This is a genomic window from Patescibacteria group bacterium (assembly GCA_041667185.1).
Lineage (GTDB): Bacteria > Patescibacteriota > Patescibacteriia > SG8-24 > SG8-24 > JBAYFM01.
Genome location: JBAYFM010000003.1, coordinates 17,235 through 41,354, shown reverse-complemented (window position 1 = coordinate 41,354; position 24,120 = coordinate 17,235). Strand labels below are relative to the sequence as shown.

General features: G+C 59.9%; 27 protein-coding genes. 2 read left to right on the top strand and 25 right to left on the bottom strand.

The genetic code is table 11. The features are described from left to right. Positions 1-10: 10 nt before the first annotated feature. The 21 genes from rplQ to secD form a co-directional block, all read right to left on the bottom strand. On the bottom strand, positions 11-361 hold the full coding sequence (gene rplQ / locus WCT10_01525; protein MFA6603504.1) for a 50S ribosomal protein L17: 351 nt from the start codon (positions 359-361) through the stop codon (positions 11-13). A gap of 41 nt (positions 362-402) precedes the next feature. Continuing rightward, complete coding sequence (locus tag WCT10_01520) at positions 403-1,269, bottom strand: DNA-directed RNA polymerase subunit alpha (protein MFA6603503.1); 867 nt, start codon at positions 1,267-1,269, stop codon at positions 403-405. Between the two features lie 42 nt (positions 1,270-1,311). Then, complete coding sequence (rpsD, locus tag WCT10_01515; GenBank protein ID MFA6603502.1) at positions 1,312-1,941, bottom strand: 30S ribosomal protein S4; 630 nt, start codon at positions 1,939-1,941, stop codon at positions 1,312-1,314. Positions 1,942-1,952: 11 nt separating this feature from the next. Further along, positions 1,953-2,420, bottom strand: a complete 468-nt coding sequence (gene rpsK / locus WCT10_01510; protein ID MFA6603501.1) for a 30S ribosomal protein S11 — start codon at positions 2,418-2,420, stop codon at positions 1,953-1,955. Positions 2,421-2,450: 30 nt separating this feature from the next. Beyond that, complete coding sequence (rpsM, locus tag WCT10_01505) at positions 2,451-2,837, bottom strand: 30S ribosomal protein S13 (GenBank protein MFA6603500.1); 387 nt, start codon at positions 2,835-2,837, stop codon at positions 2,451-2,453. A 38-nt stretch (positions 2,838-2,875) separates the two neighbouring features. Then, complete coding sequence (gene rpmJ, locus WCT10_01500) at positions 2,876-2,989, bottom strand: 50S ribosomal protein L36 (GenBank protein ID MFA6603499.1); 114 nt, start codon at positions 2,987-2,989, stop codon at positions 2,876-2,878. A 120-nt stretch (positions 2,990-3,109) separates the two neighbouring features. Beyond that, the gene (gene infA, locus WCT10_01495) at positions 3,110-3,301 is read right to left on the bottom strand and encodes a translation initiation factor IF-1 (protein MFA6603498.1); all 192 of its coding nucleotides are present in this window, start codon (positions 3,299-3,301) and stop codon (positions 3,110-3,112) included. A gap of 228 nt (positions 3,302-3,529) precedes the next feature. Then, positions 3,530-5,413, bottom strand: a complete 1,884-nt coding sequence (locus WCT10_01490) for an alanine--tRNA ligase (GenBank protein ID MFA6603497.1) — start codon at positions 5,411-5,413, stop codon at positions 3,530-3,532. 1 nt (position 5,414) lies between these two features. Beyond that, positions 5,415-6,050 carry a hypothetical protein gene (locus tag WCT10_01485; protein ID MFA6603496.1) on the bottom strand — a complete coding sequence of 212 codons (636 nt, stop codon included), beginning with the start codon at positions 6,048-6,050 and terminating at the stop codon, positions 5,415-5,417. Positions 6,051-6,230: 180 nt separating this feature from the next. After that, a complete protein-coding gene (locus WCT10_01480) occupies positions 6,231-6,509 on the bottom strand; it encodes a hypothetical protein (GenBank protein ID MFA6603495.1) in 279 nt (92 codons plus the stop codon). 52 nt (positions 6,510-6,561) lie between these two features. Further along, the gene (gene mnmA, locus WCT10_01475) at positions 6,562-7,662 is read right to left on the bottom strand and encodes a tRNA 2-thiouridine(34) synthase MnmA (protein ID MFA6603494.1); all 1,101 of its coding nucleotides are present in this window, start codon (positions 7,660-7,662) and stop codon (positions 6,562-6,564) included. Positions 7,663-7,692: 30 nt separating this feature from the next. Continuing rightward, the gene (locus WCT10_01470; GenBank protein ID MFA6603493.1) at positions 7,693-8,253 is read right to left on the bottom strand and encodes a hypothetical protein; all 561 of its coding nucleotides are present in this window, start codon (positions 8,251-8,253) and stop codon (positions 7,693-7,695) included. Between the two features lie 110 nt (positions 8,254-8,363). Then, on the bottom strand, positions 8,364-9,080 hold the full coding sequence (locus tag WCT10_01465; protein ID MFA6603492.1) for a hypothetical protein: 717 nt from the start codon (positions 9,078-9,080) through the stop codon (positions 8,364-8,366). A gap of 89 nt (positions 9,081-9,169) precedes the next feature. Further along, positions 9,170-10,219, bottom strand: coding sequence for a C45 family peptidase (locus tag WCT10_01460; GenBank protein MFA6603491.1), 1,050 nt, complete (start codon positions 10,217-10,219; stop codon positions 9,170-9,172). 5 nt (positions 10,220-10,224) lie between these two features. Beyond that, complete coding sequence (locus WCT10_01455) at positions 10,225-10,911, bottom strand: alpha/beta fold hydrolase (GenBank protein ID MFA6603490.1); 687 nt, start codon at positions 10,909-10,911, stop codon at positions 10,225-10,227. After that, positions 10,908-11,828, bottom strand: coding sequence for a serine protease (locus WCT10_01450; protein ID MFA6603489.1), 921 nt, complete (start codon positions 11,826-11,828; stop codon positions 10,908-10,910). Before WCT10_01450 ends, WCT10_01455 begins: the two co-directional genes overlap by 4 nt. Before the next feature lie 62 nt (positions 11,829-11,890). Next, on the bottom strand, positions 11,891-14,302 hold the full coding sequence (locus tag WCT10_01445) for a type IV secretion system DNA-binding domain-containing protein (GenBank protein ID MFA6603488.1): 2,412 nt from the start codon (positions 14,300-14,302) through the stop codon (positions 11,891-11,893). A gap of 5 nt (positions 14,303-14,307) precedes the next feature. Then, the gene (locus tag WCT10_01440) at positions 14,308-15,726 is read right to left on the bottom strand and encodes a hypothetical protein (GenBank protein MFA6603487.1); all 1,419 of its coding nucleotides are present in this window, start codon (positions 15,724-15,726) and stop codon (positions 14,308-14,310) included. Positions 15,727-15,881: 155 nt separating this feature from the next. Continuing rightward, complete coding sequence (locus WCT10_01435) at positions 15,882-16,211, bottom strand: hypothetical protein (protein ID MFA6603486.1); 330 nt, start codon at positions 16,209-16,211, stop codon at positions 15,882-15,884. 117 nt (positions 16,212-16,328) lie between these two features. Beyond that, positions 16,329-17,222 (bottom strand): protein translocase subunit SecF, encoded by an 894-nt coding sequence (gene secF, locus WCT10_01430; protein MFA6603485.1) that lies wholly within the window; start codon positions 17,220-17,222, stop codon positions 16,329-16,331. A gap of 15 nt (positions 17,223-17,237) precedes the next feature. Continuing rightward, the gene (gene secD / locus WCT10_01425) at positions 17,238-19,364 is read right to left on the bottom strand and encodes a protein translocase subunit SecD (GenBank protein ID MFA6603484.1); all 2,127 of its coding nucleotides are present in this window, start codon (positions 19,362-19,364) and stop codon (positions 17,238-17,240) included. Between the two features lie 249 nt (positions 19,365-19,613). On the opposite strand from secD, the gene WCT10_01420 reads away from it, so the two are divergent. Further along, the gene (locus tag WCT10_01420; protein ID MFA6603483.1) at positions 19,614-19,880 is read left to right on the top strand and encodes a hypothetical protein; all 267 of its coding nucleotides are present in this window, start codon (positions 19,614-19,616) and stop codon (positions 19,878-19,880) included. A gap of 181 nt (positions 19,881-20,061) precedes the next feature. Here the strand turns inward: WCT10_01420 and WCT10_01415 are convergent, their stop codons facing one another. The 4 genes from WCT10_01415 to WCT10_01400 form a co-directional block, all read right to left on the bottom strand. Beyond that, entirely contained in the window at positions 20,062-21,960 is a 1,899-nt protein-coding gene (locus WCT10_01415) for an ABC transporter ATP-binding protein (protein MFA6603482.1), read from the bottom strand. 117 nt (positions 21,961-22,077) lie between these two features. Then, a complete protein-coding gene (locus WCT10_01410) occupies positions 22,078-22,482 on the bottom strand; it encodes a hypothetical protein (GenBank protein MFA6603481.1) in 405 nt (134 codons plus the stop codon). 11 nt (positions 22,483-22,493) lie between these two features. After that, complete coding sequence (locus tag WCT10_01405; GenBank protein MFA6603480.1) at positions 22,494-23,069, bottom strand: Maf family protein; 576 nt, start codon at positions 23,067-23,069, stop codon at positions 22,494-22,496. A 378-nt stretch (positions 23,070-23,447) separates the two neighbouring features. Then, the gene (locus tag WCT10_01400) at positions 23,448-23,786 is read right to left on the bottom strand and encodes a hypothetical protein (GenBank protein MFA6603479.1); all 339 of its coding nucleotides are present in this window, start codon (positions 23,784-23,786) and stop codon (positions 23,448-23,450) included. Between the two features lie 90 nt (positions 23,787-23,876). On the opposite strand from WCT10_01400, the gene WCT10_01395 reads away from it, so the two are divergent. Next, a complete protein-coding gene (locus WCT10_01395; GenBank protein MFA6603478.1) occupies positions 23,877-24,107 on the top strand; it encodes a hypothetical protein in 231 nt (76 codons plus the stop codon). Positions 24,108-24,120: the final 13 nt, after the last annotated feature.

Sequence of the window (24,120 nt, the reverse complement as noted above, 5' to 3'; positions counted from 1 at the left end):
TCTTTATCAGCTAGACGAGTTCGATCTGGACCATCTCGGCCGCGTCGCCCTGGCGGCGACCCAGCGTCGTGATGCGCAGATAACCGCCCTTGCGGTCCTTATAGCGCGGAGCGAGCTCTTCGACGACCTTCTTAGCGGCGTTCTCGCTCGTGAGCGACTGTTGCAGGGCGCGCCGCGCGGCCACGCCGCCGACTTTGCCCGAGGTGATCAGCTTCTCCACGAGAGGTCGGACCGCTTTGGCTTTGGCCTTGGTGGTCTTGATCTTTTCGTACAGGATCAAACTGGTCGCCAAGCCCTTCAGCAACGCTTTGCGCGGCCCGATCTTCCTGTCGAGGATCTTTCCGGTATTCCGATGACGCATATTCTTCCAGTGACTTAAGCTTGGCGATTATGATCCAGCGCCTATTTTTTCTTGGCGGCCTTCTTGGCCTTCTTGGGGGCCTTGGCCTTCTTATCTTTCTTATCCTCATCCGACTCCTCGGTCTCTTCGACCTCGGCCGGAGCGGCGACCTCGACCGCTTCCGCGGCTTCGATCGGCGCAACCTCGGCGGCGAGTTCCGGCAGAGCCGGCTCAACGACCGTACCGCGGTTCAGGATCAGGGTGAAATGGTCGATCAGGATGCGCACCGAGCGATCGACGGCCTCGGACGGCATCATCGTACCGTCAGTCTCGATGTCCATGACCAGCTTGTCGAAGTTGGTGATGCGGCCGACGCGGACGTTCTCCACGCGATAGCCGACCTCGCGCACCGGCGAGAAGATGGAATCGATGGCGATGACGCCGAGCTCGGCCTTCTCCTTGCTGCGCTCCTCGGTGGTGGTGTAGCCGCGGCCCTTGCCGACGATGATCTCCATCTCGAACTCGGACTTCTTGTCGGTCAGGGTGGCGATGTGCAGATCAGGATTGACGATCTCGACGTCGGAATTGCCTTCGATGTCGGCGGCCGTGACTTCGGTCGCGCCCTTGGCGTAGAGGCGCAGACGGACCGGGCCCTCGCCGAACAGGCGCAAACGCAGAGCCTTCATGTTCAGGACGACCTCGAGCGTGTCCTCTTTGACGCCGGGAATGGACGAAAACTCGTGCTGGACGCCCTTGATCTTGATGGCGGTGACGGCGGCGCCCGGGAGTGACGACAGCATCACGCGGCGCAGAGCGTTGCCGATGGTGGTGCCGTAACCGTGGAAACACGGCTCGACGACGAGCACGGCTTCGCGTTCGGTCTTGCCGGGGATGATCTCGACCTTAGAAGGAAGCAATAAGTCTTCCATAATTTTGATGCATGGTTCCGACCCGCGAACGGGCCGGCTTGGTTATCTGGAGTAGAACTCGACTATCTTGGTCGGGTCGAAATTCTGCTTCAAATCCTCGCCTTCCGGGCGGTTCAGGACCTTGCCAGTCAGTTCTTTGGCGTCGAGATTGAGCCAACCCGGCGTCTGATGCTTCTCGATGCGGGCCAGATCAGCGCTCACGAGCTTGCTCTTCTTGATGCGGTCGCCGTAAGTGATGACGTCGCCGGGCTTCACCTGATAGGAGGCCACGGTGACGCGCTTGTTGTTGACCCGGATGTGGCCATGGCTCACGAGCTGACGAGCCAGCGAACGGGCGCGGCCGAAACCAAGGCGGAAAACGACGTTGTCCAACCGCATCTCGAGCATCTGGACCATGAAACTGGCCGTGTTGCCGATCTTGCGCTTGGCCTTGAGGAAATAATTCCGGAACTGGCGCTCCTGGATGCCGTAGATCTCCTTGACCTTCTGCTTCTCGCGCAGCTGGATGCCGTACGGAGTCGGCCGCGGGCGCGAGGTCGGGCCATGAACGCCCGGCTTGAAATTGCGCCGCACGATCGGACAGTGCGCCGTGTTACATTTGTCGCCGCGAAGGAAAAGCTTCTCGCCCTCCCGCCGGCACATCTTGCATTTGGATTCGAGTCTCCTAGACATAGTCAGTGGCGCTAGATGCGGCGCGGCTTAGGCGCGCGGCAGCCGTTATGTGGGATCGGGGTCATATCCTTGATCGCGAGCACGTTGATGCCGTTGGCATGCAGCGCGCGGACCGAGGCTTCGCGGCCGGAACCGATGCCGCAGACGAAGACGTTGACTTCCTTGAGGCCGGTGTCGCGGATGCGGTCGATGAGATCCTTGACGATCACGCTCGCGGCGTACGGGGTCGCCTTCTTGGGACCCTTGAAACCGACCTTGCCAGCGCTCGACCAGCCGAGGACATTGCCGTTCGCATCGGTCACGGTAACGATGGTGTTGTTGTAAGAAGCGTGGACGTAGGCGCGGCCGCTCGAGACCTGACGCACAGCCTTGCGGCGGCGGCTCCGGCCTTTCGTCTTGGCGGCATCAGCGGCCTTGTCGGCTCCGGCCGGGGCGGCAGTCTCCGCAGCCTTGGGATCGTTTTTCTTGACGTCTTCCATAGTGATTGATGATCAGTTCAGCCTGCGGCTTTAGGTCTTGGTGAGTTTGGAGCGGCCCGAACCCATCGTCCGGCGGACATTGCCGCGCACGGTGCGGGAGTTGGTCTTGGTGCGCTGGCCGCGAGCGGGCAGACCCTTGGCGTGGCGGCTGCCGCGGTAGGAATTGATCTCTTTCAGGCGCTTGACGTTGGCCTGGACATCGCGGCGCAACTCGCCCTCGATCTTGTAGTTCTTCTCGATCTCCTCGCGCAGCCGGTTGACCTCGTCGGCGGTCAGATCGTTGGCGCGGGTGGTCAACTTGATCTTCATCTGTTTCAGGATCTTCTGAGCGCGAGAACGGCCGATACCATAAATGTAGGTCAGCGCGATCTCGATGTGTTTGTTGGGCAGAGTGATGCCGGCGATACGAGCAGCCATAGTTTGCTATTAGCTATCAGCTATTGGCGATCAGCCAATTAGCCCTGACGTTGCTTATGCTTCGCGGTTTTACAAATGACGTAAAGGCGATTGAACCTTCGGATGACCTTGCAGTTGCGGCAGATTTTCTTGACAGAAGCCCTGACTTTCATGTTGCTGGGGCGCCAGGCGCCTTAACTGAATAAAATAAGCTTGCTTTGAGCGAAGCGGAAACAGTGTACAGCACGGCCTTTTTTCTGTCCACTGCCCCCTGTCCGCAACGTTGCACCGGATCAATACCGGTAAACGATCCGACCCTTGGTGAGGTCGTAGGGAGTCATTTCGACCTTGACCTCGTCGCCAGGAAGCAGACGGATGCGGTTCATTCTCATTTTGCCCGACAGATGTCCGAGGATCACTTGGCCGTTGTCCAGGCGGACCCGGAAAGAAGCGGCCGGGAGACACTCCTCGATCACCCCGTGCATTTCGATGAACTTTTTCGAGACATCCTCCGCGACGGAAGCGGCTGGATCGACTGTGGTATTCTCAGCCATAGCGGCTGGGCGGTGCGAAATAAAAAATTTATGCAGAAACCGCGCCCCGGCCGGTAAGCCGATAGGTGCGCTTTCTTAAGCCTGGATATTGTAGCAGTGTGACGCCGCTTGTCAAGCGCTTGAGCCTGAGGACCGAATTGAGCTTATCCAGCCTTAAGCTCAAGCGGCTTGGCCGACGACGGCTTTGATGCGGCGGATGCCGGCCGAAGAAGCTTCTTCTTTGAGGATCTTGAAAGAGACGAGCTGGCTCGTGCGCTCGGCGTGCGGGCCGCCGCAGATCTCGCGCGAATAGACGCCATGGGCATCGTCGCCGACGGTGTAGACTTTCACTTTGTTGCCGAGCTTGGAATATTTGTCTTCGAAGAGGCCGATCGAACCCGCGGCTTTGGCTTCATCGACCGTCATCATGGCGAACGTCACCGGCAGGTCGGCGGCGATCTTCTCGTTGACGATCGCTTCAACTTTTTTCAATTCGTCGGGCGTCAGCTTCTGCGGGTGCGAAAAATCGAAACGCAGACGTTCGGCGGTGATGTTCGAACCGCGCTGCTCGACATGATCGCCGAGCACCTGGCGGAGCGCGGCGTGCAGCATGTGGGTCGCGGTATGCAGCCGAACGACATCCTCGGAGTGGTCCGCGAGGCCGCCGGAGAATTTCTGTTCGGCGCCGGCGCGAGAGAGGTCCTGATGTTTCTTCATCTCAGCGTCCCATTCGTTCTGATCGATCTTATCGCCGATGATCTCTTCAGTGATCTCTTTCGGGAAACCGAATGATTCGTACAAATAAAACGCTTCTTTACCGGTAATCGAAGTCGACTGAACGCCGGGAGACCCCATATTCTTGAGGTTGTGCCTGACCATCAATCTAGTCACTTCTTCGGCGCCGCGCTGAAGCGTGTGGCTGAACTTCTCCTCCTCGGCGGAAAGCTCCTGAATGACGCGGTCGGAATTCGTCGCCAGTTCGGAATAGGCCCCGGCGTACAACTCGATGACCTTGCGAGCGAGATCGGTCACGAAGTATCCCTCGATGCCGAGACTGCGGCCGAAACGCACGGCGCGGCGGATGAGCCGACGCACGATGTAGCCCTGGTCGACGTTCGAGGGACCGACGCCGCGCGGGTCGCCGATGATGAAGGTCGCGGCTTTGGCGTGGTCGGCGATGATGCGCATCATGCGCGTGGTTTCGGCGTCACTGCCGTACTTCTTACCGCAACGGGACTCGATCTCGGCGAACAACGGCTGGAACATTTCCGTATCGAAGACCGTCGGCACGCTCTGCAGGATCATCGTCGTGCGCTCCAGGCCCATGCCGGTATCGACATTCGGTTTCGCGAGCGGCTCGAATTTACCCTCCGCATTCTTGTTGAACTGCATGAAGACATCGTTCCAGATCTCGACGTAGCGGCCGCAGTCGCAGTTCGGGTGGCAGGGTTCTTTGCTAGCCCAGCCCAGCGCGTGCTCCTTGGGATCGGCGAGGTTCAGCGTGTCGTAGAACATCTCGGTGTCCGGACCGCACGGACCGGTCTGACCGGCCGGACCCCACCAATTCTTGGCTTTGGGATAGGCAAAAATGCGCTCGCCGATCCTGGCGTCGATGCCGGCCGTGGCGAATTGCTGGCACCAGATCTCCGCCGACTCGTCGTCGCGCGGCGCCACGGCGTCGCCTTCGAAAAAACTGACGTAAAGACGCTGCGGATCAAGCTTGAGCCAGTCCGAACCCGTCAGGAACTCGAAGCTCCAGGCAATGGCTTCTTTCTTGAAATAGTCGCCTAAGGACCAGTTGCCGAGCATCTCGAAGAAGGTCAGATGGCGATTATCCCCCACTTCGTCGATGTCGCCGGTGCGGATGCACTTCTGCGCGTCCGTGAGGCGTTTGCCCATGGGGTGCGGTTCGCCCAAAAGATACGGGACGAGCGGGTGCATGCCGGCGGTCGTGAAGAGCACTGTCGGATCATTCTCCGGGATGAGCGACGCGGACGGAATCACGGCATGGCCGCGCTGGCGGAAGAAATCCAGATATTTTTCGCGGATCTCGTTGGCGGTCATATTATTTCGGCTGGGCGCAATCGCCGCTCTGGTTGCCGATGCAGCGGTAGTTCTTTTCCGAACCGTTGAGAAAAATCTTGAAGTCGGGCTTCAGGCGCCGGACCGTGGCTTCGATCTGTTCCTTGATGCGCGGGTCATCGCAGGTGCCACTCGAGACGATCTGACCCTTGAGCCAGACCTCAGTCGTGACGCCGTCCCGGCTCTGGATCTTGTCGACCGCGAGCGAGGACGAGGCTAGGCTGTTATAGAGGCCGTCGTAGTTGGTGTCGCGGACCGCGAACAGGCTCTGGAGCGCGTCGCGCAGGACATCGCCGGAATCGGACTCGCGCGCGACCTTGGTGTAAGCCGAGCGGTCGCTGCAGCCGAAAGTCGCGCCTGGCTCGATGCCTGGCGGAACGGCCGCGTTCTCGGTGATCACCATGGCGACCGTCATTTCGTTGGCGATGCTGTCGGCCTCGGCGTTGGCGCGCGCCTGTTCCTGAGCCGTGAGCTGCTTGGCCAGGTTCAAAGCGGATAATGGAACCGCCGTTGGTTTCAGGGCGTCGCCCGCGAGTTCGTCGGCCGCGCCGGCGCAACCGGCTCCGGCGAGAACGAGGCCGATGAGCAGCAAGGACGGGGCTAGAAAGTGATGTTTCATATGATCAAAAAGGTGGCTGATATTAAGAAAGAATAACCGACGACGGTAAAACTGACAACTTTGCGGTGGACGTTGGCGCCGGTCAGGCCGCGTTCCGGAGCAAAGAAAAAGCGCGCCCAGGACGGGTGCGCTTGGTGATTGGAGTCAGACCCGATAGAGGTCGCTGGCCGGCCAGGAGCCTCAGCCGCCGAGCCGCTTGAGGATCTGCTGGTCGCGCCAGGCGAAATATGCCCAGATGGCGGCCATGAAGAGCGACATGCCGTCGCGGGCCACGAAGCCGACGACGCCGTTCGTCACGGCGAGGACGGCGGCGCACCAGAACGACACGACGAGGATCTTCTTGCCTCGAGCGAAATTACCCTGCTGGAAGAGTTGTTGGGACCAAATGCTCGTGACGAGCGCGACCACGAAAAGAACCCAGCTGTATTGCAGAACCAACCCGATAATCATCATCGGCACACCTCCTGTGCGAGTTGATAAAAAGGCAGCTGCAGACCGAACGCAATTTAACTCATCGCGCGGGCGCGGTCAATGATGAATTGATGACGGCGCCGCCGAGACAGATCTCGCCGCGATAGAATGCGACGAACTGGCCGGGCGTGACCGCGCGCTGCGGGGCCGCGAATCTGACGAGCAAGCCGCCGGATTCGACGCGCCGGACTTCGGCCCGCTGCAGCGGCTGGCGGTAACGGATGCGGGCTTCGCAGCGCAAAGGCAGACGCGGCGCGCGGCCAGAGATCCAATGTTCGTCGCCGGCCAAGAGCAGCTTGGCGAACAGCGCCGGATGTGCCGCGCCGCGGGCGACGACGACGGTGTTGCGGAGCGGATCCTTCTCGACGACGAAATATGGATCGCCGCCACCGAGATCCAGCCCGTGGCGCTGGCCGATGGTGAAAGGCGCCATGCCTTTATGCCGCCCGACGACCTCGCCCTCCATGGTGATGATGACACCCGGGCGTTCCGGCAACCGGCGGCCAAGAAAGGTCTTGAGATCGACCTTGCCGACGAAACAGATGCCCTGGCTGTCTTTTTTGTCAGCCGTGGGCAGACCGAACTCGCGCGCCAAGCGGCGCACTTCCGGTTTCAGGATGCCGCCGACCGGAAAGACGACGCGCTCCAATTGCTCCTGGCTCAGCTGATGCAAAAAATATGATTGATCTTTATTGGGATCCGATCCGGCCAGGAGTTCGACCCGGCCGGCACGCTGCCGCACGCGGGCGTAATGACCGGTAGCGATGAGATCCGCGCCGAGCTTCAGCGCTTCCTTCAGGAAAAAATTGAACTTGACGTACTTGTTACAGAGGACGTCGGGATTCGGCGTGCGGCCGGCGGCGTATTCGCGGAACAGATATTCGACCACGGCCTCGCGATATTCGCGCTCGAAATCAAAAGTGTGGAACGGGATGCCGAGATGCGCGGCCACGGCTTCGGCGTCGCGGCGTTCGGTCCGCCAGGCGCAAGCGCCGGTCAGCGGATCCTTGGTGTCGGACCAATTCTTCATGAACGCGCCGATGACATTATGACCCGCGGCCACGAGCAAAGCGGCGGCGACGCTGGAATCAACGCCGCCGGACATACCGACCACTATGGTTTTGCGCTGTTTCTTGTTCATGCGATCAGGATTGGAAGCGCTGTTTTCAGATCAACCGCGCCGCAGCAGCTCGCCGAATTCCACCCACGTGCGGACGATCTTGATATCCGCCGTCGGCGACAAAGCATCGGCCAGACCGTGTTCGTCGAACCAGACCTTGGCCACGCCGGACGACAATTTCTGCAGCACGCCGACCTTGTCGTCCAGATACAGGCCGACGCCGAGACGATCGCAGTGTCCCCGCTTCTCGGCGCCGCTGCCGCAGAAGATCGTCCGCTCCGGCGGCAGGATGTCGCGGACCAACCACTTGTCGATCCAAGCCTGGGCGAACGGGATAGTTTCCGGCCGCCGCGCCGAGATCAGGAAGAATGGGCGGCCGAGTCGGCTCAAGACCTCGAGCGCGCCCCGGACCGGCGGAGCCTCAAGCGTCATTTCCTTATATAGACGCTCTTGCAGCTCCTCGTAATGCCGCTCCGACATGAACCGGCTCATGATATTGGAATTCGTCTCGCAGGACGTCAACCGATAACCCAAGTCCGCGGCCAGCCGCTGTTTGTTGGCGGTATGGTCGATGATGGTGCCGTCGAGATCGATGCCGATGGGCAATTCCATAGTCAGGAAACATCATAGCTAGCCGTCAGCCGTTAGCCAAGAGCGCCGCTGTCCGGGCGATCGGCAGATAAGAAAAACCGTCGAGCTCAGCTCGACGGCTAAAAGACGGATCAGCGGGACTGCTGCAGGCGGCGTTCGAACGCCGCGAACAGGTTTTCCAGGATCGCTTTGGCGGTCTCCGCTTCGCGCTCCTTGGAGGAATCATGCCAGCACATGGCCGGGTTTGCGGCGCAGCCGAGACGGTCCCACATGGACTGGTGGGCGGCCAGAAGATCGCTGAGCGTCTGCGGATTCATCGTCTCGCCGTGTTTCTTGGTGAGCGCCCGGGCCAGCTCGCGCTTGATGGCGGTCTCCACGTCGGCGACGAGACAGATGTGCATATCGAACATCCCGGCGTTCCAGGGCAACAGGTAGTAGCCCTCGATCAGGGCCTGCTGCTCCGCGGTGATGATACCCTTGCGGCGGTACAGCTCCATACGGGTCACGCCGTCATAGATGGCCCGGTCGAAGATGACCAGATGGAACCGCTTGTTGTAGAAGCGTTCTCGGGCGTTCGACAGCGCATACTCCGCGGTCTGAAAGTTGTACTGCGGCTCGGCGCGCGGCAGTTCGACGGCCTCGGCGCCTTCGAGCGGCGACGATACCGACCAACCGTTGCGTTTGAAGAAATGCTTGATCATCTCCCTCATCGTGCTCTTGCCGGACTTGGGGGTTCCGAAGAGCTCCAACATGAACGGGCGATCGAGCAGCCGCTTGCGTTCGGACGCGGGGTCGAAACGCCGGAGCAGCTCCTGCGCCTGGCGCTCAAATGTCTGGGTGCGGCTCATTTTTCACCTCCGGATTTGGAAAGAACCAAAAAAAGATTAGCGCTCTGGCCGAGAATTGTCCAATGCGTCCCGACCGGAAGCTGGCTAATCTAGGAATGCGCCCGCGGGACTGAATAGCTGATGAATTTCCGCCTTTTCCCGTCGCGTTTAGCGATCTGCATTTCCAGCCGCGCCGGATCCATGATTACCGAAGCCAGAGTCGTCGGTTCAGCCGCGGATCGGCCGAAATAAAGGTAGCGCCGGTCCGGAGCCGACAGCACTTCGCGGAAACCGCTGAGACCACGGCTGGCCCGGTCGGACAGAGCGGCTTCGATCTCCGCCAGGCGCAATCGCGAACTCAGGGTCGCTCGTTCGTCGCGGGTATCGATCTCCAGGGAACGCACGTGATTGGTGTGCGCCCAGACGTCACGGCGGTCCGGCCGGATGACGGCCACGCGGTCTGGCACCGCTTCCACGCAGACGATCCGCCGGCTGCGCCCGGCGACCAGCGTCGCGCTGCTCGCGAGGATGCGCGGGCCAACCGAGAACTTCGCGACGGCATCCGCGAGGCTGCGGGCCGCCAGCAGATCGCGCAGGAGAAAATTCTTCGGCAAGCCGCAACGGCGCACCGGAAAACGCAAAGAATTGCCCTCGAAAGCGATCTGCCGGGAGTTGAGTCCGCAGGCTGAGCCGGCCAGCGTTCCCGGATAGGCCAAACTGACGAAAGCCGGCTGACGTTCGGGTTCGGCCTCGATCACGATCAACCGACCGTGATAGCGGCCGATGTAATCTTCGTTATGCAAAAGATAGACGCCGGTCGGAGTCCGCACGGCGGCGCTGGTGCATTTTTCCCAGCCGCCGCACGCGTCAATCAGGTCTTCCTCGGCGGAAAAAAGCGCGATCTTCTCGAAAGGCAGACGCGCGCCCTCGGCGATCCCCGCGAGTTCAGCCGCGTAGTCCGGATAGCGACGCGCGATGAGCGGCAGCTGGTCCCGGAAAAAAATGCGCCGCAGGGCCTCAAGAGAACGGCCGGTCAGGCGGCGATAAAAAGCGCGGTCCGTGGCGACCAATTCGCGGATGATGTCGCGCGAGGCGGCGCCGATGTCATGACCCATATCCCGCGGTGACCCGCCCGTCTGCACCCTCAAAAAACCTTCCATAATCATCACGGCTTCGGAGCGGCGCGGTTTGCCAGCCAAGCCGCGAGTTCGCCGGCCAGCTCCGGCCGGGACGAGAACATCGCCGTACCGTGGCCGGCTCCCTGATATTCCCTGATGACCGCGTCGGGTTTGAGCCGCGCGAGTTCGCAGTCGGTCTTGAAAGACAGTTCATCCTCCACGCTCGCCGCCAGGAACAAGCCCTGCGCCAGGCCGAATCTGCGGACCTGGTCCGGGGTCGTGACACCGCGGTAATCAAGTCCGGGCGACAACGCCGCTGCGGCCGGGATCTCCGGATGAGCGGCAGCGAAAGCGATGGCCAGGTTCGCCCCGATCGAAGCGCCGACAACCACAAGCCGGCTTTTCCCGATCCCCCGCTCGCGCTCGAGCCAGGCCGCCGCAGCTTCGACGTCGATGATCTTGGCCTGGTGATCGGTATCCTCGAATAATTTATAATCTAGCTTTCGTCCGTCCGCGCCGCGCGTGCTGCGGCCATGGCCGCGCAGATCGATCGCGAGCGTCGAAAATCCGCGCGCCGCCAGGACAGCGGCGAACTCCGCCCAGCTTTCCTTGGTCGCCGGCATCATATGCAGCAAAAGCGCCGCCGGACCTCCGAGCGGACCGGCTGAATATGAACCCGAAAGCAAGATACCGTCGGATGTCTCGATCACGATCTCTTGGCTGACAGACCTCATTCTGGAAGCGTTTCCGGCAGATGGTTCAAACCGGAATAATAATCTTTCATGAAATCATCGATGATGTCAGCTCCGATGAGATAACCCAAGCTGCCGCCGATATCGCCCCTGGCCGCAGCCATCGGCATGCCGACATATAAACCCTTCGAGTCGAAAGCCGCGCCGCCCGACGTGCCCGTATCGATGAAAGCCGAGGTTTTGATGAGATCTTCTCCAACCCGGCCGCTCACGACCCCTTGGGTGAAAGTAAAAGTATCCGCGCCGACCCCGGGATAACCGCCGATGAAGATGGCGTCGCCAAGAGCGAGATCAAGCGAGGTGGCGGCGGAATCAGCCAACGAAACAGCCTGAAATCTAGCCGGCAAATCCTGACCATCGAGACGTTCGCTGATGCGCATAATGGCGAGGTCGGCCGATTTATGGATCGCTGCGGTCGTGGCCACAAATTCAATCTGCGGAGGCTTATGCAAATCGCGCGTAAAACCGACGCCGCAAAAACCGATCAACGATCCGTCGCCGCTCTTGAGGATATGTTCATTAGTGACAATTAGTCCGCTGCGATCGACTACTGTGCCAGAACCGGTGTAGTAGACCTCTCGGTCAACATTGTCGATGCAGACCAGTTCGACGATCGAGGCTATGGCATCCTCCATGGAAAAATTAAGGCCCGCGGTATCCGAAACGCTGGCAACGGGAGCTGTGGTTTTCTGCTTTTCAGCCAGACGCTTGATCTGTTCCTCCAGGGAAAAAATATTGTCAGCATTCCGCGATTCGACTTTCCGGATCCGCTTCTCCAACAAGGTCTGGCGGTCAGTGAGATATTGTTCAGCTTGCTGGCGATCAATAGTGTACTGCCGGTCAATTTCCCCGCGCCAAAGCAAAATACCACTGAAGATGGCGCAACTTACGCCCAACATGAAAATCAACAAACGACGCCGTTCGTATTTTACCGGCGGAACACAAGGAGGACAGGACTGGCTCATGAAAATTTAATTACTTCCCCAGGACGCATCGGCTGGCCGTCGGAATCGGATTTCACGGCCGGCGGCGGCACAGCCGGTTTAGGAGTTGTCGGCGCGGCTGGCTGGATCGGAGCCGGTGCTTGCGGCGCGGCACCGATCTTCGATTCGCTGCTCGCCGCGGCCGGCGGTCGGATAATCGATTGGGGTTTCTTCTGTTCGACGACTGGCTGAACCGAAACAGATGGCTTGACGACATCAGCCGCCGACTTATCCGAATGGCGTTCAGGCTCGCGCGGATTGACCTGAATATTCGCTTTCGGAGCCGCGAACTGGCGCTTCGGATCAGACATGACGATGCGCGGACGATTCGGTTTATTCTTCTCGCGATTCGGAGCGGCCGGTCTGGGCGCAGCCGAGCGGGTAGAATTGGGGGCGATCGGAGCCGGCTTCGCTGCCGGTCTGGGCGCAACTGGCGTGGCGACGGCGCGCGGTTTCGGACGATCGACCGATTTGGCGCTGACGCTCACCAGACCGACGCCTCCCGGAGTCGCGGAGGCGAGCGGCGTCTCGACGATCTTTTCGACGATCTTCGGCGATCCGGTTCCGTCGCCGGCGTCCTCATCATCAACTTCTTCAATGACCTCCATTTCTTCTTTAGCCGTCAAATCTTTGCCCAGCAATGCCGCTAACGAAACGCTCGGAGCGGCTGGGGCGGCAGCCTGCGGCTCGATCTTCTTGGGCGGTGGAGCCGCTTGCAATGGTTTGGCGGCAACCGGCGGGCGCGGCGGAACCACGATTATCTTCGGCGGTTGGACGGCTGGCGGTCGTGGAGCTGCAACAGCAACGGGAGTTGCGGATGCGGCTGGACGATCGCCTTCACCGGACAATTTCCGCTTCTCCAGATCTTCCTTGCAAAACCACGGCCGCGACCAGTCGGGTTCGAACGATAATTGCTGGATCTTGCCGCAGACTGAGCACGCGATCTCGAACATCTTCTTCGGTTTCTTGTCCGGCACGACCAATCCCGCGATCTTGGGCGACGTGGCCTGTAATTCCTTGAGCTTTTCTTCGGAAGCCAAAGCCTCATCATCATCCTCAACATCGATCACGGCACCCTCGTCGGACGTCCCCATACCGCTCCAGCGCAAAACCTTGCTCTCGATATCGGCTCGCGGACGCGCGTTCCGTTCACGCGAGACCTTGATCACTTTTTCCGCCGAACCAGTCCGTTGAGCGATCGGCGGCAAGGTCGTCGCCGAGAAAGGCTCGGAGGATGCGCCGTCGATCATGAGCTTCAGATACGTATCGTACTTGCCGAGATTGACCAGGTCCTCCGGTGTGAATCGCGGCGTGAACTCGGTCTCCATGAACTGGGCGTCGGCGGCGCCGACCCGGAAACTGATGATGGTGCCGACGTTGCCGAAGATGGCGTCACGGACCTCCTCCTCGAGCTGTTCGATGTACTGGTGGGCGACGATCAGGTTCAGGCGGTACTTGCGCGCCTCGGACAAAATGTTCGCGAACGAAGTCGTGGCGAAATTCTGGAACTCGTCGACGTAGAGGTAGAAATCCTGCCGCTCTTTCTCCGGCATATCCACGCGCTCCATGGCCGCGAGCTGCAACCGCGTCACGATCATACCGCCCAAGAGCCGCGAGTTTTCCTCGCCGATGAGGCCCTTGGCCAGATTCAGGATGAAGATCTTACGCTTGTCCATGATCTCGCGGACATCGATGGTCGATTTCACCTGAGCGACGATATTGCGGATGATGGACGCGGACAGGAACTGGCCGACCTTGTTCTGGACCGGCGCGATAGCCTCGGTGCGGTACTTCTCCGAAAAAGCGGCGAACTCCTTGACCCAGAAAGTCTTCACGACCGGGTCCTGACAGAGCGAGACGACGCGCTTGCGATAATCCTCGTCCACGAGCAGGCGGTTGATGCCGAGCAATGTCGAACCCGGCGCGTCGAGAAGCGCGAGGATGGTGTTGAGCAGGATGTACTCCATACGGGCCGACCAGACGTCGGGCCAGATCTTCTTGAAGACACCCATGAGCCCGGCGGCGACCAGGTGTTTCTTGCTCGGGTCGACGGTCTCGAGAATGTTGAACCCGATGGGAAAATCCATATCCCCCGGATTGAAATACACCACGTCGTTGATGCGGTTCGAGGGAATGTAGTCCAGCAGTTTCTGGGCGGTGTCGCCGTGCGGATCGACGTAAGCGAGACCATGCCCGGCGTAGATGTCGTTCAGGACGAAATTCTCGAGCAGCGTGGTCTTGCCCATGCCGGTCTTACCGATGACGTAAACATGCCGGCGGCGGTCATCGGTCTTGATGCCGAACTTGGTCCGGTTATTCCGATAGTTGGTCTCCGCGAAAAGCGAGACTTCGTTCTCATGATCGTGATCGTAGGGCGTGAGTTCCGGCATAGGCGTCAGATCTTGAGCAAGTCATCGCCGTCGTCGCCGGCGTCGCCCTCGGCGTCCTCAGGTTCCGGCGGCGGGGCCGGCAAATGCGACGGCGGCGGAGCCGCTTTCTTGCGCTTGAAAGGCCTGATTGCATCGATGTCGGCCGTCGGCAGATGCGACGGCGGCTCGGCGCGCTTCGCCTCAGTGCGCTTGATGAGCGGCGCCTTCACGGTCTTGTACGGGAAATGATAAAGAGTCGCCAGCTCCTCGACGTTCAGCACGAAGAAATTGCCGCCGCGACCGCTGCGATTCTTGTAGTTGCGGATGATGTTGTTGGTCTTCTCTGGCACGCTCCATTTCTCCCAGAAGTAATCCCCTTTCGGCGCGACCTTGCCGTAGACCTTGATGGCATTAGAATCCAGCGCCGCGAATTGGCCGAAAGCGCCTTTCATGGGCGAGACGACCTTGCCGCGGTTGGCGATCGTTTTCTTGGCCACATAAACCATGCGGATCTTGGTCAGAAAACCATGTTTCGCCGCTTTGAGCTGGATGGTCTCGAGAACGTTCCTTTCGCCGGGCGAAAGCTGCAGCATCTTCGGCGTAGCGTCCTTCTTTTCCGACGGCGCTGAACCGCCCAAACCAGCAACCTCGTTCACGACCGCGAGCGGCCAGGCGACCAGATCATCGGCGAGCGTCTTCGGCGCCGGTTTTTTCCGGCCAAGGATCTTATCGGCGATGGCCGCGCTCGCATCCTTCCAGGAATCATCGCAGGGCATGATGATGTACTGCAGCCACAACTGCTCGCCTTTTTTCATCGAGCTGAAGATCTCAAGCATCGGACCGAGCGGATCCTTGAAATATTCTTCCGAAAGATTGTGCTCGAACTGCAGGTGCGTCCGGATCGGAAAAGCCGCCGGCTTCTTCAGGGCGAACTCCGTGCCCCAACAATCCCATTCGTCATCCGGATATTTGAGCGGCACTTTATCAGCGTAATCCTCGACCTCGATGATCTCGGCGTCAGGATACTGCGCGTAGACGGCCGCTTCGATCAGGTCGCGGAACTTGGCCGGAGTATGCACGAGGAATTGGACGTAACCATCGACCGACACCAGCTCGAAACTGAAGACGGACTGGGTCTTGCCGATCCAGTACTTCTCATAATTGTCCGCTCCGGAATAGGCGCCGGCGAGCTGGCTGAAGATCTGTTCGACGGCCTTCGGCGTCTGCTCGTTCTCTTTCGGCACGTCGATCGCGAGCAGGATGTATCTGACGCCTTTGTTGAACTTGACCTGACGCGACTGCACCCACATGATCCAGCCGAACTGGACGAAAATGACGAGAATGAAGATCCAGCCGCCGTCCAAAAAAAGACGCGCTAACATGAGCGGCAAAGGCAGGCTTCCCAGCTGAAGGAAATAATCGAAATTAATGGTTATCGTGGGCATGAAGCTTAATTAAGCTTGGTCTGGCACAAAAAATCACGCTACTGCCAGCCTAAATTAATCATAGCCTATTTTAAGCTGAATTTCAATCAGCTGACAGCCCAATACTCACCTATTTTTTGACCGACGTCGCGCGAACAAAAAAAGCCCCCTGAAGATCAGGGGGCCGAACCGCGAAGAACGAGCCGACGGCCGGGGCAGTCGAGGCGGTACAGAATGAGGATGTAGGTCTCCACGAGCAGTTCTTGAGGCAGCTTGTCGTCGCAAATGACAACTGGCCTGTGGCAATTGCCGCACTCCACGAAAAGCCAGGGAACGGCGTTCCCGTTGTCAGTAGGGACCTCGGCCAGCTGGATATCATCGATGGTGACCTCGAGCTTCGAGTCGCACCATTCGCAGTCCAGCGAATCAGCATGAGGATTCCTGCTGTCGTCATCCGAGAAAAGAACTACCGTTGACTGGCTTTTGCCGCGTTCCAGCATTCTCATCGTTCACCTCCTGATAAAGAACGCGCTGATCTTACTGAATGCCGGCACTGCCGTCAACACGACCAAAAAGCCGCCAGACACGTGTCTGGCGGCACTAGTGGCTATTCGCTTGGCTGACTAGCGGCTCGATTTCTTCTGCATGACGACCAGAAGCGGCGCACACAGAAAGACTGAGGAATAGGTGCCGGCGATGAGGCCGATGATGAGCACCATCGAGAACCATTTCAGCGTCTCGCCGCCGAAGAGGAAGATGGACAGGAGCGGGAAGAAAATGGTCAGCGAAGTGTTGATCGAGCGGGCCAGAGTCTCGTTGACGCTACGCTCGACGATCTCCTCGAACGTGCCGTTCGTCTTGAGCAAGTTCTCGCGGATCCGGTCGAAGACGACGATGGTGTCATGGACCGAGAAACCGAGAATGGTCAGCAAGGCGGCGATGAAAGCCGAGTTGATCTCGGCCATGAAGTAGTGGCCGACGACGGCGAAGACGCCGATCGGCAGGAGCACATCATGGAAGATGGCCGGAATCAGGGTGATGATGCCGTATTTCCAGGAAGCCACCGGCTTCGAGACCTTGCGGAAAGCGAACGCGATGTACGAACAGATGCCGAGGAGGACGAGAGTGAGCGACCAGACGGCGTTCTTGCGGAGCTCGTTGCCGACGGTCGGACCGACCGACTCGAACCGGTGCTCCACGAGGCCTCCCAGCTTCTCTTTCATCGCGACGAGGATCTGCTGATGAGTCGGCTCGTCGACGCCGGGCAGGCGGATGATCATCCCCTTCTCGCCGAGCGGCTGGATGACGATATCCTTGTAGCCAGCCTCGTTCAGCAGGCCGCTGATAGCAGAAACCTGCGGGATCTGGGCGGTGAACTCCACTTCCATCATGGAACCACCGGTGAAATCGATGCCGTAGCGCAGCGGAAACAGGAGGAGCGCCGCGATGCTGCCGATGACGAGCAGGACGGAAATGGTGAACCAAACGTTCCGGTATTTGATGATGGGCAATCTCATAGGAGTGGCGCCGGGTTAGGCTTCGTCGTCCGATTTAGACACGGCCGGCGCGCGGTTGAGGCCCGGCATGTAGAACCAGGAATTGTGGAATACGCGCCAACCGGAGACCAGGCGCAGCAAGGTGCGGCTCACGGTGATGGCGGAGAACAAGGACACGACGACGCCGAGTCCGAGCGTCAGGGCGAAACCCTTGATCAGGCTGGAGCTCGTGTAGAACAGGATGGTGCAGGAGATGAGCGTGGTGAAGTTCGAGTCGCGGATGGACAGCCAGGCGCGCTTGAAGCCCTCGTCGATGGCCGAGCCGAGAGTGCGGCCGCGTTTCAGCTCTTCTTTCGTGCGCTCGAAGATCAGGACGTTGGCGTCGACAGCCATGCCGATGGACAGGATGAAACCGGCGATGCCCGAGAGCGTCAGCGTGACCGGGATGAGTTTGTAAAGCGCCAGGTTGATGCCGGTGTAGAGCAGCAGCGCCACGATGGCGACGATGCCCGGCAGCCGGTAATACAGCAGCATGAAAGCCGCGATGATCAGGAAGCCGATGATCCCGGCGAACAGGCTCTTGTCGAGCGAATCCTTGCCGAGCGAGGCGCCGACCGTGGACTGGCTTTCGAGAGTGATCGGGACTGGCAGGGCGCCGGCGTTCAGGCGGCGGGACAACAGCTTAGCCTCCTGGATCGTGAACTTGCCGGTGATGACCGCGCTGCCATCGAGGATCGGCTCGTTGACCGTCGGCACCGAGAGCGGCTGGTTATCGAGGAAGATCGCCACGGGCTTGCCGACGTTGCGCTGGGTGATCTCCGCGAACAATTTCTTGCCGTTATCATTGAACTCCAAACCGACCTGCGGCTCGCCGGTCTGCGGGCTGAACTGCAGCGAGGAGGACTTCAGGTCCTTGCCGGAAAGCTCGGTGTTCTTCCAAGGCGAAGCCGGCGGCAGGATGTCGGCCGAGGTCTTCTTCGTGAACAGGATCTGGGCGAGCTGATACTCGTAGAGCGGCCGCTCGTCGGTCTTGCGGATGAGATGGAAACCGAAGGGGCTCTCGACGACGGCCGAGATACCGCCCTTTTCCAGGGCGAAAACGGCGTCCTCGAAAGGCTTGACCATGGCGCCGGCGCCGAACCAGCCGAGGTCGCCGTTCGAAGCGGCGCTGCCGGCGTCATCGGAATTGCTCTTGGCCAGGCTGCCGAAATTGGCGGCCGTGGCGCGCGAAGCCAGGTTGGCGATGAGCGCCTGAGCCTGCTCTTTGGTGCGCGTCTGTTCGCTGCGCTCGGCTCCCTGCCAGCTGATCAGGATGTGCTGGGCCCGGACTTCTTTGCCAGCCTCCTGATTGGCGACGTACTTGACGATGCGGATGGCGGCGTCATCGCTAACGGTCTCGGCGAGCACCGCTCCAGGCTTCAGTCTCTTGGCCACGATCTTGTCGATCGCGGCGGCGAACTCGCCCTGGGAGCTGACGAAACCGAGATCGCCGCCTTTGTCCTTGGTCGCGGCGTCATCGGAATATTCAGCGGCGAGCGCGCCGAAGTCAGCGCCCGCTTTCACAGCCTTGGCCAAAACCTCCCTGGACCGCAGGGTCACGGCGGCGTTGAAATCAGCGAGCTGTTTCTGTTCGTCGGCGGTCAGCGCCCGCGGCGGATCAGTGTTCTCTTCCTTGAACTCCAGGATCGGCGTCTCGCCGATGAGTTTGATCGCCTCGCTGATATCCTTGACGCCGGCCAGATCGACGGTCACGCGCCAGTCGCTGCCGGACTTATTGGTCTGGACGACCGGTTCGGAGATGCCGAAAGCGTTCACGCGGCGCTCGATGACGTCGCGCACGCCCGACATCGCGTCCGGCTTTTCAGATTCCGCGATATTGCGGACATCGGCCGTGTAGACGAGATGGGCGCCGCCCTGCAGATCAAGTCCGAGGCGGTAAGGCACGTTCCAGAAATGCGGGATCTTCATCCCCGTCTTGCCGTTCACCCAATCAGCGGCGTCATCCCAATACTTGGGGTGGCTGAGGTTGCCGGCGACGACCATGAGCAGTAACACGAAAACAACTGCCTGACGGACGCGGCCGCGCGGAGTTTTCGGGACGACCAAAGAGGCCAGTCCTCCCAGGATGGCGGAAAAAAACGACTTAACGGAGATCTTAGCCATAGCGGCAGAACAAAAAGAGGGCTTGCGCCTCGCTTTAAAGTTAAACGCAGTCGCGAATCATCTTAATTCAGGCGCTGAGTTTTGGCAACAAGTAACGACGTTACGGAACACATTCCCTGGCAATCAGACGGCCTCAGCCTCCAAAAATCGCCGTTCCAACGGCTTAAACAGCGCTTGCCCGAAGCCCGGAGGCGTGATAATGAATAAGCAGACACGCAACCCGCAATCAGATCGCGGAAGGAGACAATCATGTCCTATCGTTCTTTGGGTGTCAGCGCGGAACTGATCGCCTCGGAGATCGGCGCCTTGTCCCGGAACAAAGAAGGCTCCCTCTGTATCGACGAAAAAAAGTTAGTCGACGGACTCGCGCACCGCATCGGTTATACCGATGAAGAGATCCTGCGGCAGTATCACCAAGAGAAGCTGAACGCCATCCGCGAGGGTCTGAACGAAGCTTTGCGGCTCGGACACATCGAACGGACGGCCGATGGCAAGATCCGCGTCGTCAGGCGATGATCCGGAACAACTCGCGTCCGTCTCGCCGACGGAAAAACAATCGCTCTCTGCGCCCGGTCAAAAACTGCCGGGCGTTTTTTTATCCGGCGCACCGCCAAACCACGACCCGGACCGGCGGTTCATGATCATGATATAAGAAAAGCCGCTCCCGAAGGAGCGGCTGAAAGAAAGAACGGGGCGATCAGAGCTTCAGGCCCTGGTCGTCGGCCAGACGGCGGAAGGTCGGCGACAGCCGGTAGAGTTCCTCGAACGAACCGGCTGACGCTTCGATCTGCGGTCCGCTCTCCGCCGTTTCACCGCTGCTCCGGAGCACCAGGAATTTGGTGCACAGGTTGCGGACGGTGCTCAGGCGATGAGCGATGACCAGAGCGCTCATGTCGCCGGCGAGGACCTCGGCCAAGCCGCGCTGGACCTCTTTTTCGGTCGAAGAATCCAGGCTGCTCGTGGCCTCGTCGATGATCATGAATCTCGGCCGACGCATGGCCGCTGCGCCGATCATCAGACGCTGGGCTTCGCCGCCCGAGAGTTTGAGTCCGTTCCGTCCGACCCGGGTTTCCAAGCCTTCGGTCAGACGATCGCCGAAGTCGATCTTCAGCCGGCGGATCAGATTCCAAAGATCGGCATCCGTCGCTTTCTCCCGCTCCCCTGGATCCAGACCGTAAAGCAGGTTGGAACGGATGGTGCCGTCGAGCACCTGAGGCTGCTGGGCGATGTAACCCAGCGCCGCGGTCCAGGAACCCAGGCGATAGTCGCGCAGATCGCGGCCGCCAACGAGGATACTCCCCTGCTCCGGGTCCATGTAACGCTGCAGGAGCCGCATGATCGTCGTCTTGCCGGCGCCGCTCGAACCGATGAGCGCCACTTTCTCGCCGGGACCGACCGCGAAGCTGACGTCGTTCAACACCGCCTTCTTGATCCGGCCGGAAGCGACGGCGGCTGCCGAGGACGCGGCATCCTCGTCGAGTCCGGTCGCGACGTAAGTATGATCAACGCCACGGAACTCGACGCTGAACCCGGACGCCGGCAGATCGATCGCATCCGGACGATCGACGATATCGGACGGCGCGGTCAGCGCTTCCATCATCGACTTGATCGAAGGCATCGCCGCGTTCAGCTGGTGCTCCATCTGCGAGACCACCCCGAGATTGTCGGTGAAAGCGCGGCTCCAGCTGAACAGCGGATACAGCAGTCCGACCGTCCAGACGCCTTCCCAGGCGCGCCAGACGCCGTAGACCATGATCAGCGCCAGAACGGCGACGTCGATGAGCGAGCGGAGATTGATCATCCGGATGAACCAGAGCCAGAAGCCCCGGTCGCGGACGAAGATCTCCCGCAGCCAACCGGCGATGCGTTCGGTCTCCTCGCGCTCCTTACCGCAGGTCTTGACCCGTTCGATCTTGTCCCAGCGTTCGACCCGGTAGCGGTTGTGCTTCCGGAATTCGGCGTCAACGGGCACGCAAAGCTCCAGGCAGCGGCGATTGAGGAAGACCGTCCAGACGAAATAATTGACCGTGAGCAACGTGGCCGCGAAGCCGACCAGGAGCGACAGATACCAGAGGAAGACGAAGGCGAGCGCCAGGTTGAGCAGGACGGACAGCCAATTGAAGATGACCATCTCCTGGATATGCATGACCCGGCCGCGCCCCTTCTCCATGTTGCCGACCGACAGCGTGCTGTTGTCGCGCAGGTGCTGGCCGAGCGACTTGGCGAAGAAGAGTTCACTGAGGCGTTCGTCAATGCGGACGTGGTTCGCGCCGAACATGTATTCCCGGCAGTACTGCGTCAGGAAATGGAACAGCTGGCGCATGAGCAGGCAGGCCAGGAAACCAGCCAGCCCCAGGACGATCAGGCGCTGGTCCCTGGCGATGACGCCGTCGAAGATCCACTTGACGAGCCAGGGCTGGGCCATGGCGAAAACGGAACTCGCCACGGAGAGCGCCAGCATCAGCCGCGCCAGGCGCCTGCTTGCGGGATCGATCAGATCCCGCCAGACCCAACGGAAGACCTTCAGACTTTCCCCGGTCTCAGCCAGGTACTCGCGCCAATTCTTGGCGATCTTGCGCTTGTCGTTGATATCCATCGCCGACCCCTTTTTTGTCGATTGTCAAAAAACAGGTCCAGCCGCAGCGCGGCTGACCTGCCAAATTGACACAAAAACGCGTTCCCGTCAATGCGGCCGCTGGCGGGCCGGAATGGCTTATTTCGGCTGCAATCGGTCCTCGATCAGCTTGATATCTTCGAGATCTTTCGGGCGGCCCATGAGCCGCTTCCATTTGATGACGTTCTCGAGCGACACGAAACGCACGCCGTCGATCAGCTCCGCCCCGTCGATGAGTTCGTTCACGTCCCACTGGCCCGGAGCCCAGGAATCGAAGACCTCGATCGGTCCGATCACGTATTTCACCGCGCCGTCAGCGGTGAAGCTTTCGACGCCGACCTGTCTGGCCTTGTCCCAGGCCGCGCCGCGCGCGACGATATCGAGATCCCGGCTGTCGCGCCAGCCGCGAGCCATCATGGGACCGCTGCCGAACACGGCAAAATCAGCGGTCGGCAATTCGAGTTCGAGCAAACGACAGACGAGCGGATTGGATTTGAGGACCATAGTGTTCCGCATTATACACCAGACTTCGCCTCTTCTAGCAACTGCCGGGTCAATTTGAGCGGCAGACCGATCACGGAATCGAGATCGCCTTCGATCTTTTTGATGTACGGCTGGACGAGCGGATCCTCGATGTCGATGCCGCCGGCGCAGGTGAAAACGTCGCCCTTGGCGATGAGCGCGTCAATCACGGCGTCTGGAAGACCGGTCATGAAGATCCGGACCGCGTCGACGCCCTGGACCGACCGGCCGGTCTCCGTATTGAAGATGTTGATCGAGGTGATCGTCTCCGCCGGATGGTCGCCGGCGCGGCGCATGAACTCGCGCGCCTCGGCCTCGTCGCGCGGTTTTTCGAGGACGCGGCCGCCGACCGCGACGACCTGGTCCGAAGTGATGAGGAGCGCCGGTCCTTGGATCCGGTCCCGAAGCGCCCGGCTTTTGGCCTCGGCGATGGCCAGCACCAGCTCCTGGGGATCGTCCCGGCGGATGGCTTTTTCGTCGATCTCCGGGGCCATGGTCTCGAATTCTAGCCCTAATTGAGCAAAGATCTTCGCCCGCCACTTCGAACCGGAACCAAGGATGATCTTCATGATTTTGCGCCTGATTAGCCTTAAGTAGGTCGCTAGGTTGACAATTTCTTCAGGATATGCTATCTTAAAGTCTAGTGCAATTGAGACGGACAAATTGGTTGCCTATTGGCAGGGTCTGAGGACCTTGAAGCCAGACAGGATTCAGTAACATTGTTATCAGCCTGACACCGAACTTCCACCTATCGTCCGTACAAAACCTCGCGCGTCGTCATACGACAGGATGCACTCAGTCCCGAAGATCAGCAGGATCTAGCAACATTGTTTAGCCTGATACCGAACTTCGACCGCGAGACCCTCTCCGAACACATGCTATCGAAGAGACGTAAAAACCCCGGCTTTGGCTGGGGTTTTTGCTATCCTATTGATCACTGCTCGCTTTCAGATCTTTTCCAGCAGACGCGTCAGATTATAGCTCACGGTCCAGTCGTACGCCTGGAAAAATCGCAGCGCCGTTCCGTACAACGACTTTTTCTGTCCGTCCTGCGCGTGGAGCAGCAGATTCTCCAACGCCTGGCCGCTGCGTTCGTGATTCGCATTGAAAAGGTTGTGCAGCTCCGCGATGGCCAGGTCTTTCGGAAAAGCCGCCAATTCCTCGACCAGGGGTAAGTCCTCCGGTCGGATCTGCCGCTCCCGGATGAAATCCTGAAACTCCGGCCGATCAAGGATGGCTGGTTCGCTCTCGGCGAATGTTGATGTCGGTTCAAATTTCTCGCTCATATCGCATATCACAGCATAGTCGGCGTCTCTTGACCGGCCGCCGCGGCCGCGTTATCTTTCTGTCGTTCCTTGCATCAACAGGAGGCCTGAATGAAGAAAGTTGCGAAAAAAACCGCAAAGAAAGCCAAACTGGTCCTGCACCACGACGACCCGCCCTGCGACGAACGCCTGGACAAAGATGGTTTCTGCCCGATCTGCCTGTTCTTTCCGGATATACAGGACACCTGTTTTCGCTTCTACTGCCCGTCCTGCAAAGTTCTTCTGCCGAAGGGCCGGAAATGCCCCAAGTGCGGACAGACCTTCAAACGCTCCGGCGCCTGAACCGCCCGGGGCT

Coding starts and splice junctions, on each gene's coding strand:
- rplQ (MFA6603504.1), bottom strand. CDS start 361: ATGCGTCATCGGAATACCGGAAAGATCCTCGACAGGAAGATCGGGCCG.
- WCT10_01520 (MFA6603503.1), bottom strand. CDS start 1,269: ATGGAAGACTTATTGCTTCCTTCTAAGGTCGAGATCATCCCCGGCAAG.
- rpsD (MFA6603502.1), bottom strand. CDS start 1,941: ATGTCTAGGAGACTCGAATCCAAATGCAAGATGTGCCGGCGGGAGGGC.
- rpsK (MFA6603501.1), bottom strand. CDS start 2,420: ATGGAAGACGTCAAGAAAAACGATCCCAAGGCTGCGGAGACTGCCGCC.
- rpsM (MFA6603500.1), bottom strand. CDS start 2,837: ATGGCTGCTCGTATCGCCGGCATCACTCTGCCCAACAAACACATCGAG.
- rpmJ (MFA6603499.1), bottom strand. CDS start 2,989: ATGAAAGTCAGGGCTTCTGTCAAGAAAATCTGCCGCAACTGCAAGGTC.
- infA (MFA6603498.1), bottom strand. CDS start 3,301: ATGCACGGGGTGATCGAGGAGTGTCTCCCGGCCGCTTCTTTCCGGGTC.
- WCT10_01490 (MFA6603497.1), bottom strand. CDS start 5,413: ATGACCGCCAACGAGATCCGCGAAAAATATCTGGATTTCTTCCGCCAG.
- WCT10_01485 (MFA6603496.1), bottom strand. CDS start 6,050: ATGAAACATCACTTTCTAGCCCCGTCCTTGCTGCTCATCGGCCTCGTT.
- mnmA (MFA6603494.1), bottom strand. CDS start 7,662: ATGAACAAGAAACAGCGCAAAACCATAGTGGTCGGTATGTCCGGCGGC.
- WCT10_01470 (MFA6603493.1), bottom strand. CDS start 8,253: ATGGAATTGCCCATCGGCATCGATCTCGACGGCACCATCATCGACCAT.
- WCT10_01465 (MFA6603492.1), bottom strand. CDS start 9,080: ATGAGCCGCACCCAGACATTTGAGCGCCAGGCGCAGGAGCTGCTCCGG.
- WCT10_01460 (MFA6603491.1), bottom strand. CDS start 10,219: ATGGAAGGTTTTTTGAGGGTGCAGACGGGCGGGTCACCGCGGGATATG.
- WCT10_01455 (MFA6603490.1), bottom strand. CDS start 10,911: ATGAGGTCTGTCAGCCAAGAGATCGTGATCGAGACATCCGACGGTATC.
- WCT10_01450 (MFA6603489.1), bottom strand. CDS start 11,828: ATGTTGGGCGTAAGTTGCGCCATCTTCAGTGGTATTTTGCTTTGGCGC.
- WCT10_01445 (MFA6603488.1), bottom strand. CDS start 14,302: ATGCCGGAACTCACGCCCTACGATCACGATCATGAGAACGAAGTCTCG.
- WCT10_01440 (MFA6603487.1), bottom strand. CDS start 15,726: ATGCCCACGATAACCATTAATTTCGATTATTTCCTTCAGCTGGGAAGC.
- WCT10_01435 (MFA6603486.1), bottom strand. CDS start 16,211: ATGAGAATGCTGGAACGCGGCAAAAGCCAGTCAACGGTAGTTCTTTTC.
- secF (MFA6603485.1), bottom strand. CDS start 17,222: ATGAGATTGCCCATCATCAAATACCGGAACGTTTGGTTCACCATTTCC.
- secD (MFA6603484.1), bottom strand. CDS start 19,364: ATGGCTAAGATCTCCGTTAAGTCGTTTTTTTCCGCCATCCTGGGAGGA.
- WCT10_01420 (MFA6603483.1), top strand. CDS start 19,614: ATGTCCTATCGTTCTTTGGGTGTCAGCGCGGAACTGATCGCCTCGGAG.
- WCT10_01415 (MFA6603482.1), bottom strand. CDS start 21,960: ATGGATATCAACGACAAGCGCAAGATCGCCAAGAATTGGCGCGAGTAC.
- WCT10_01410 (MFA6603481.1), bottom strand. CDS start 22,482: ATGGTCCTCAAATCCAATCCGCTCGTCTGTCGTTTGCTCGAACTCGAA.
- WCT10_01405 (MFA6603480.1), bottom strand. CDS start 23,069: ATGAAGATCATCCTTGGTTCCGGTTCGAAGTGGCGGGCGAAGATCTTT.
- WCT10_01400 (MFA6603479.1), bottom strand. CDS start 23,786: ATGAGCGAGAAATTTGAACCGACATCAACATTCGCCGAGAGCGAACCA.
- WCT10_01395 (MFA6603478.1), top strand. CDS start 23,877: ATGAAGAAAGTTGCGAAAAAAACCGCAAAGAAAGCCAAACTGGTCCTG.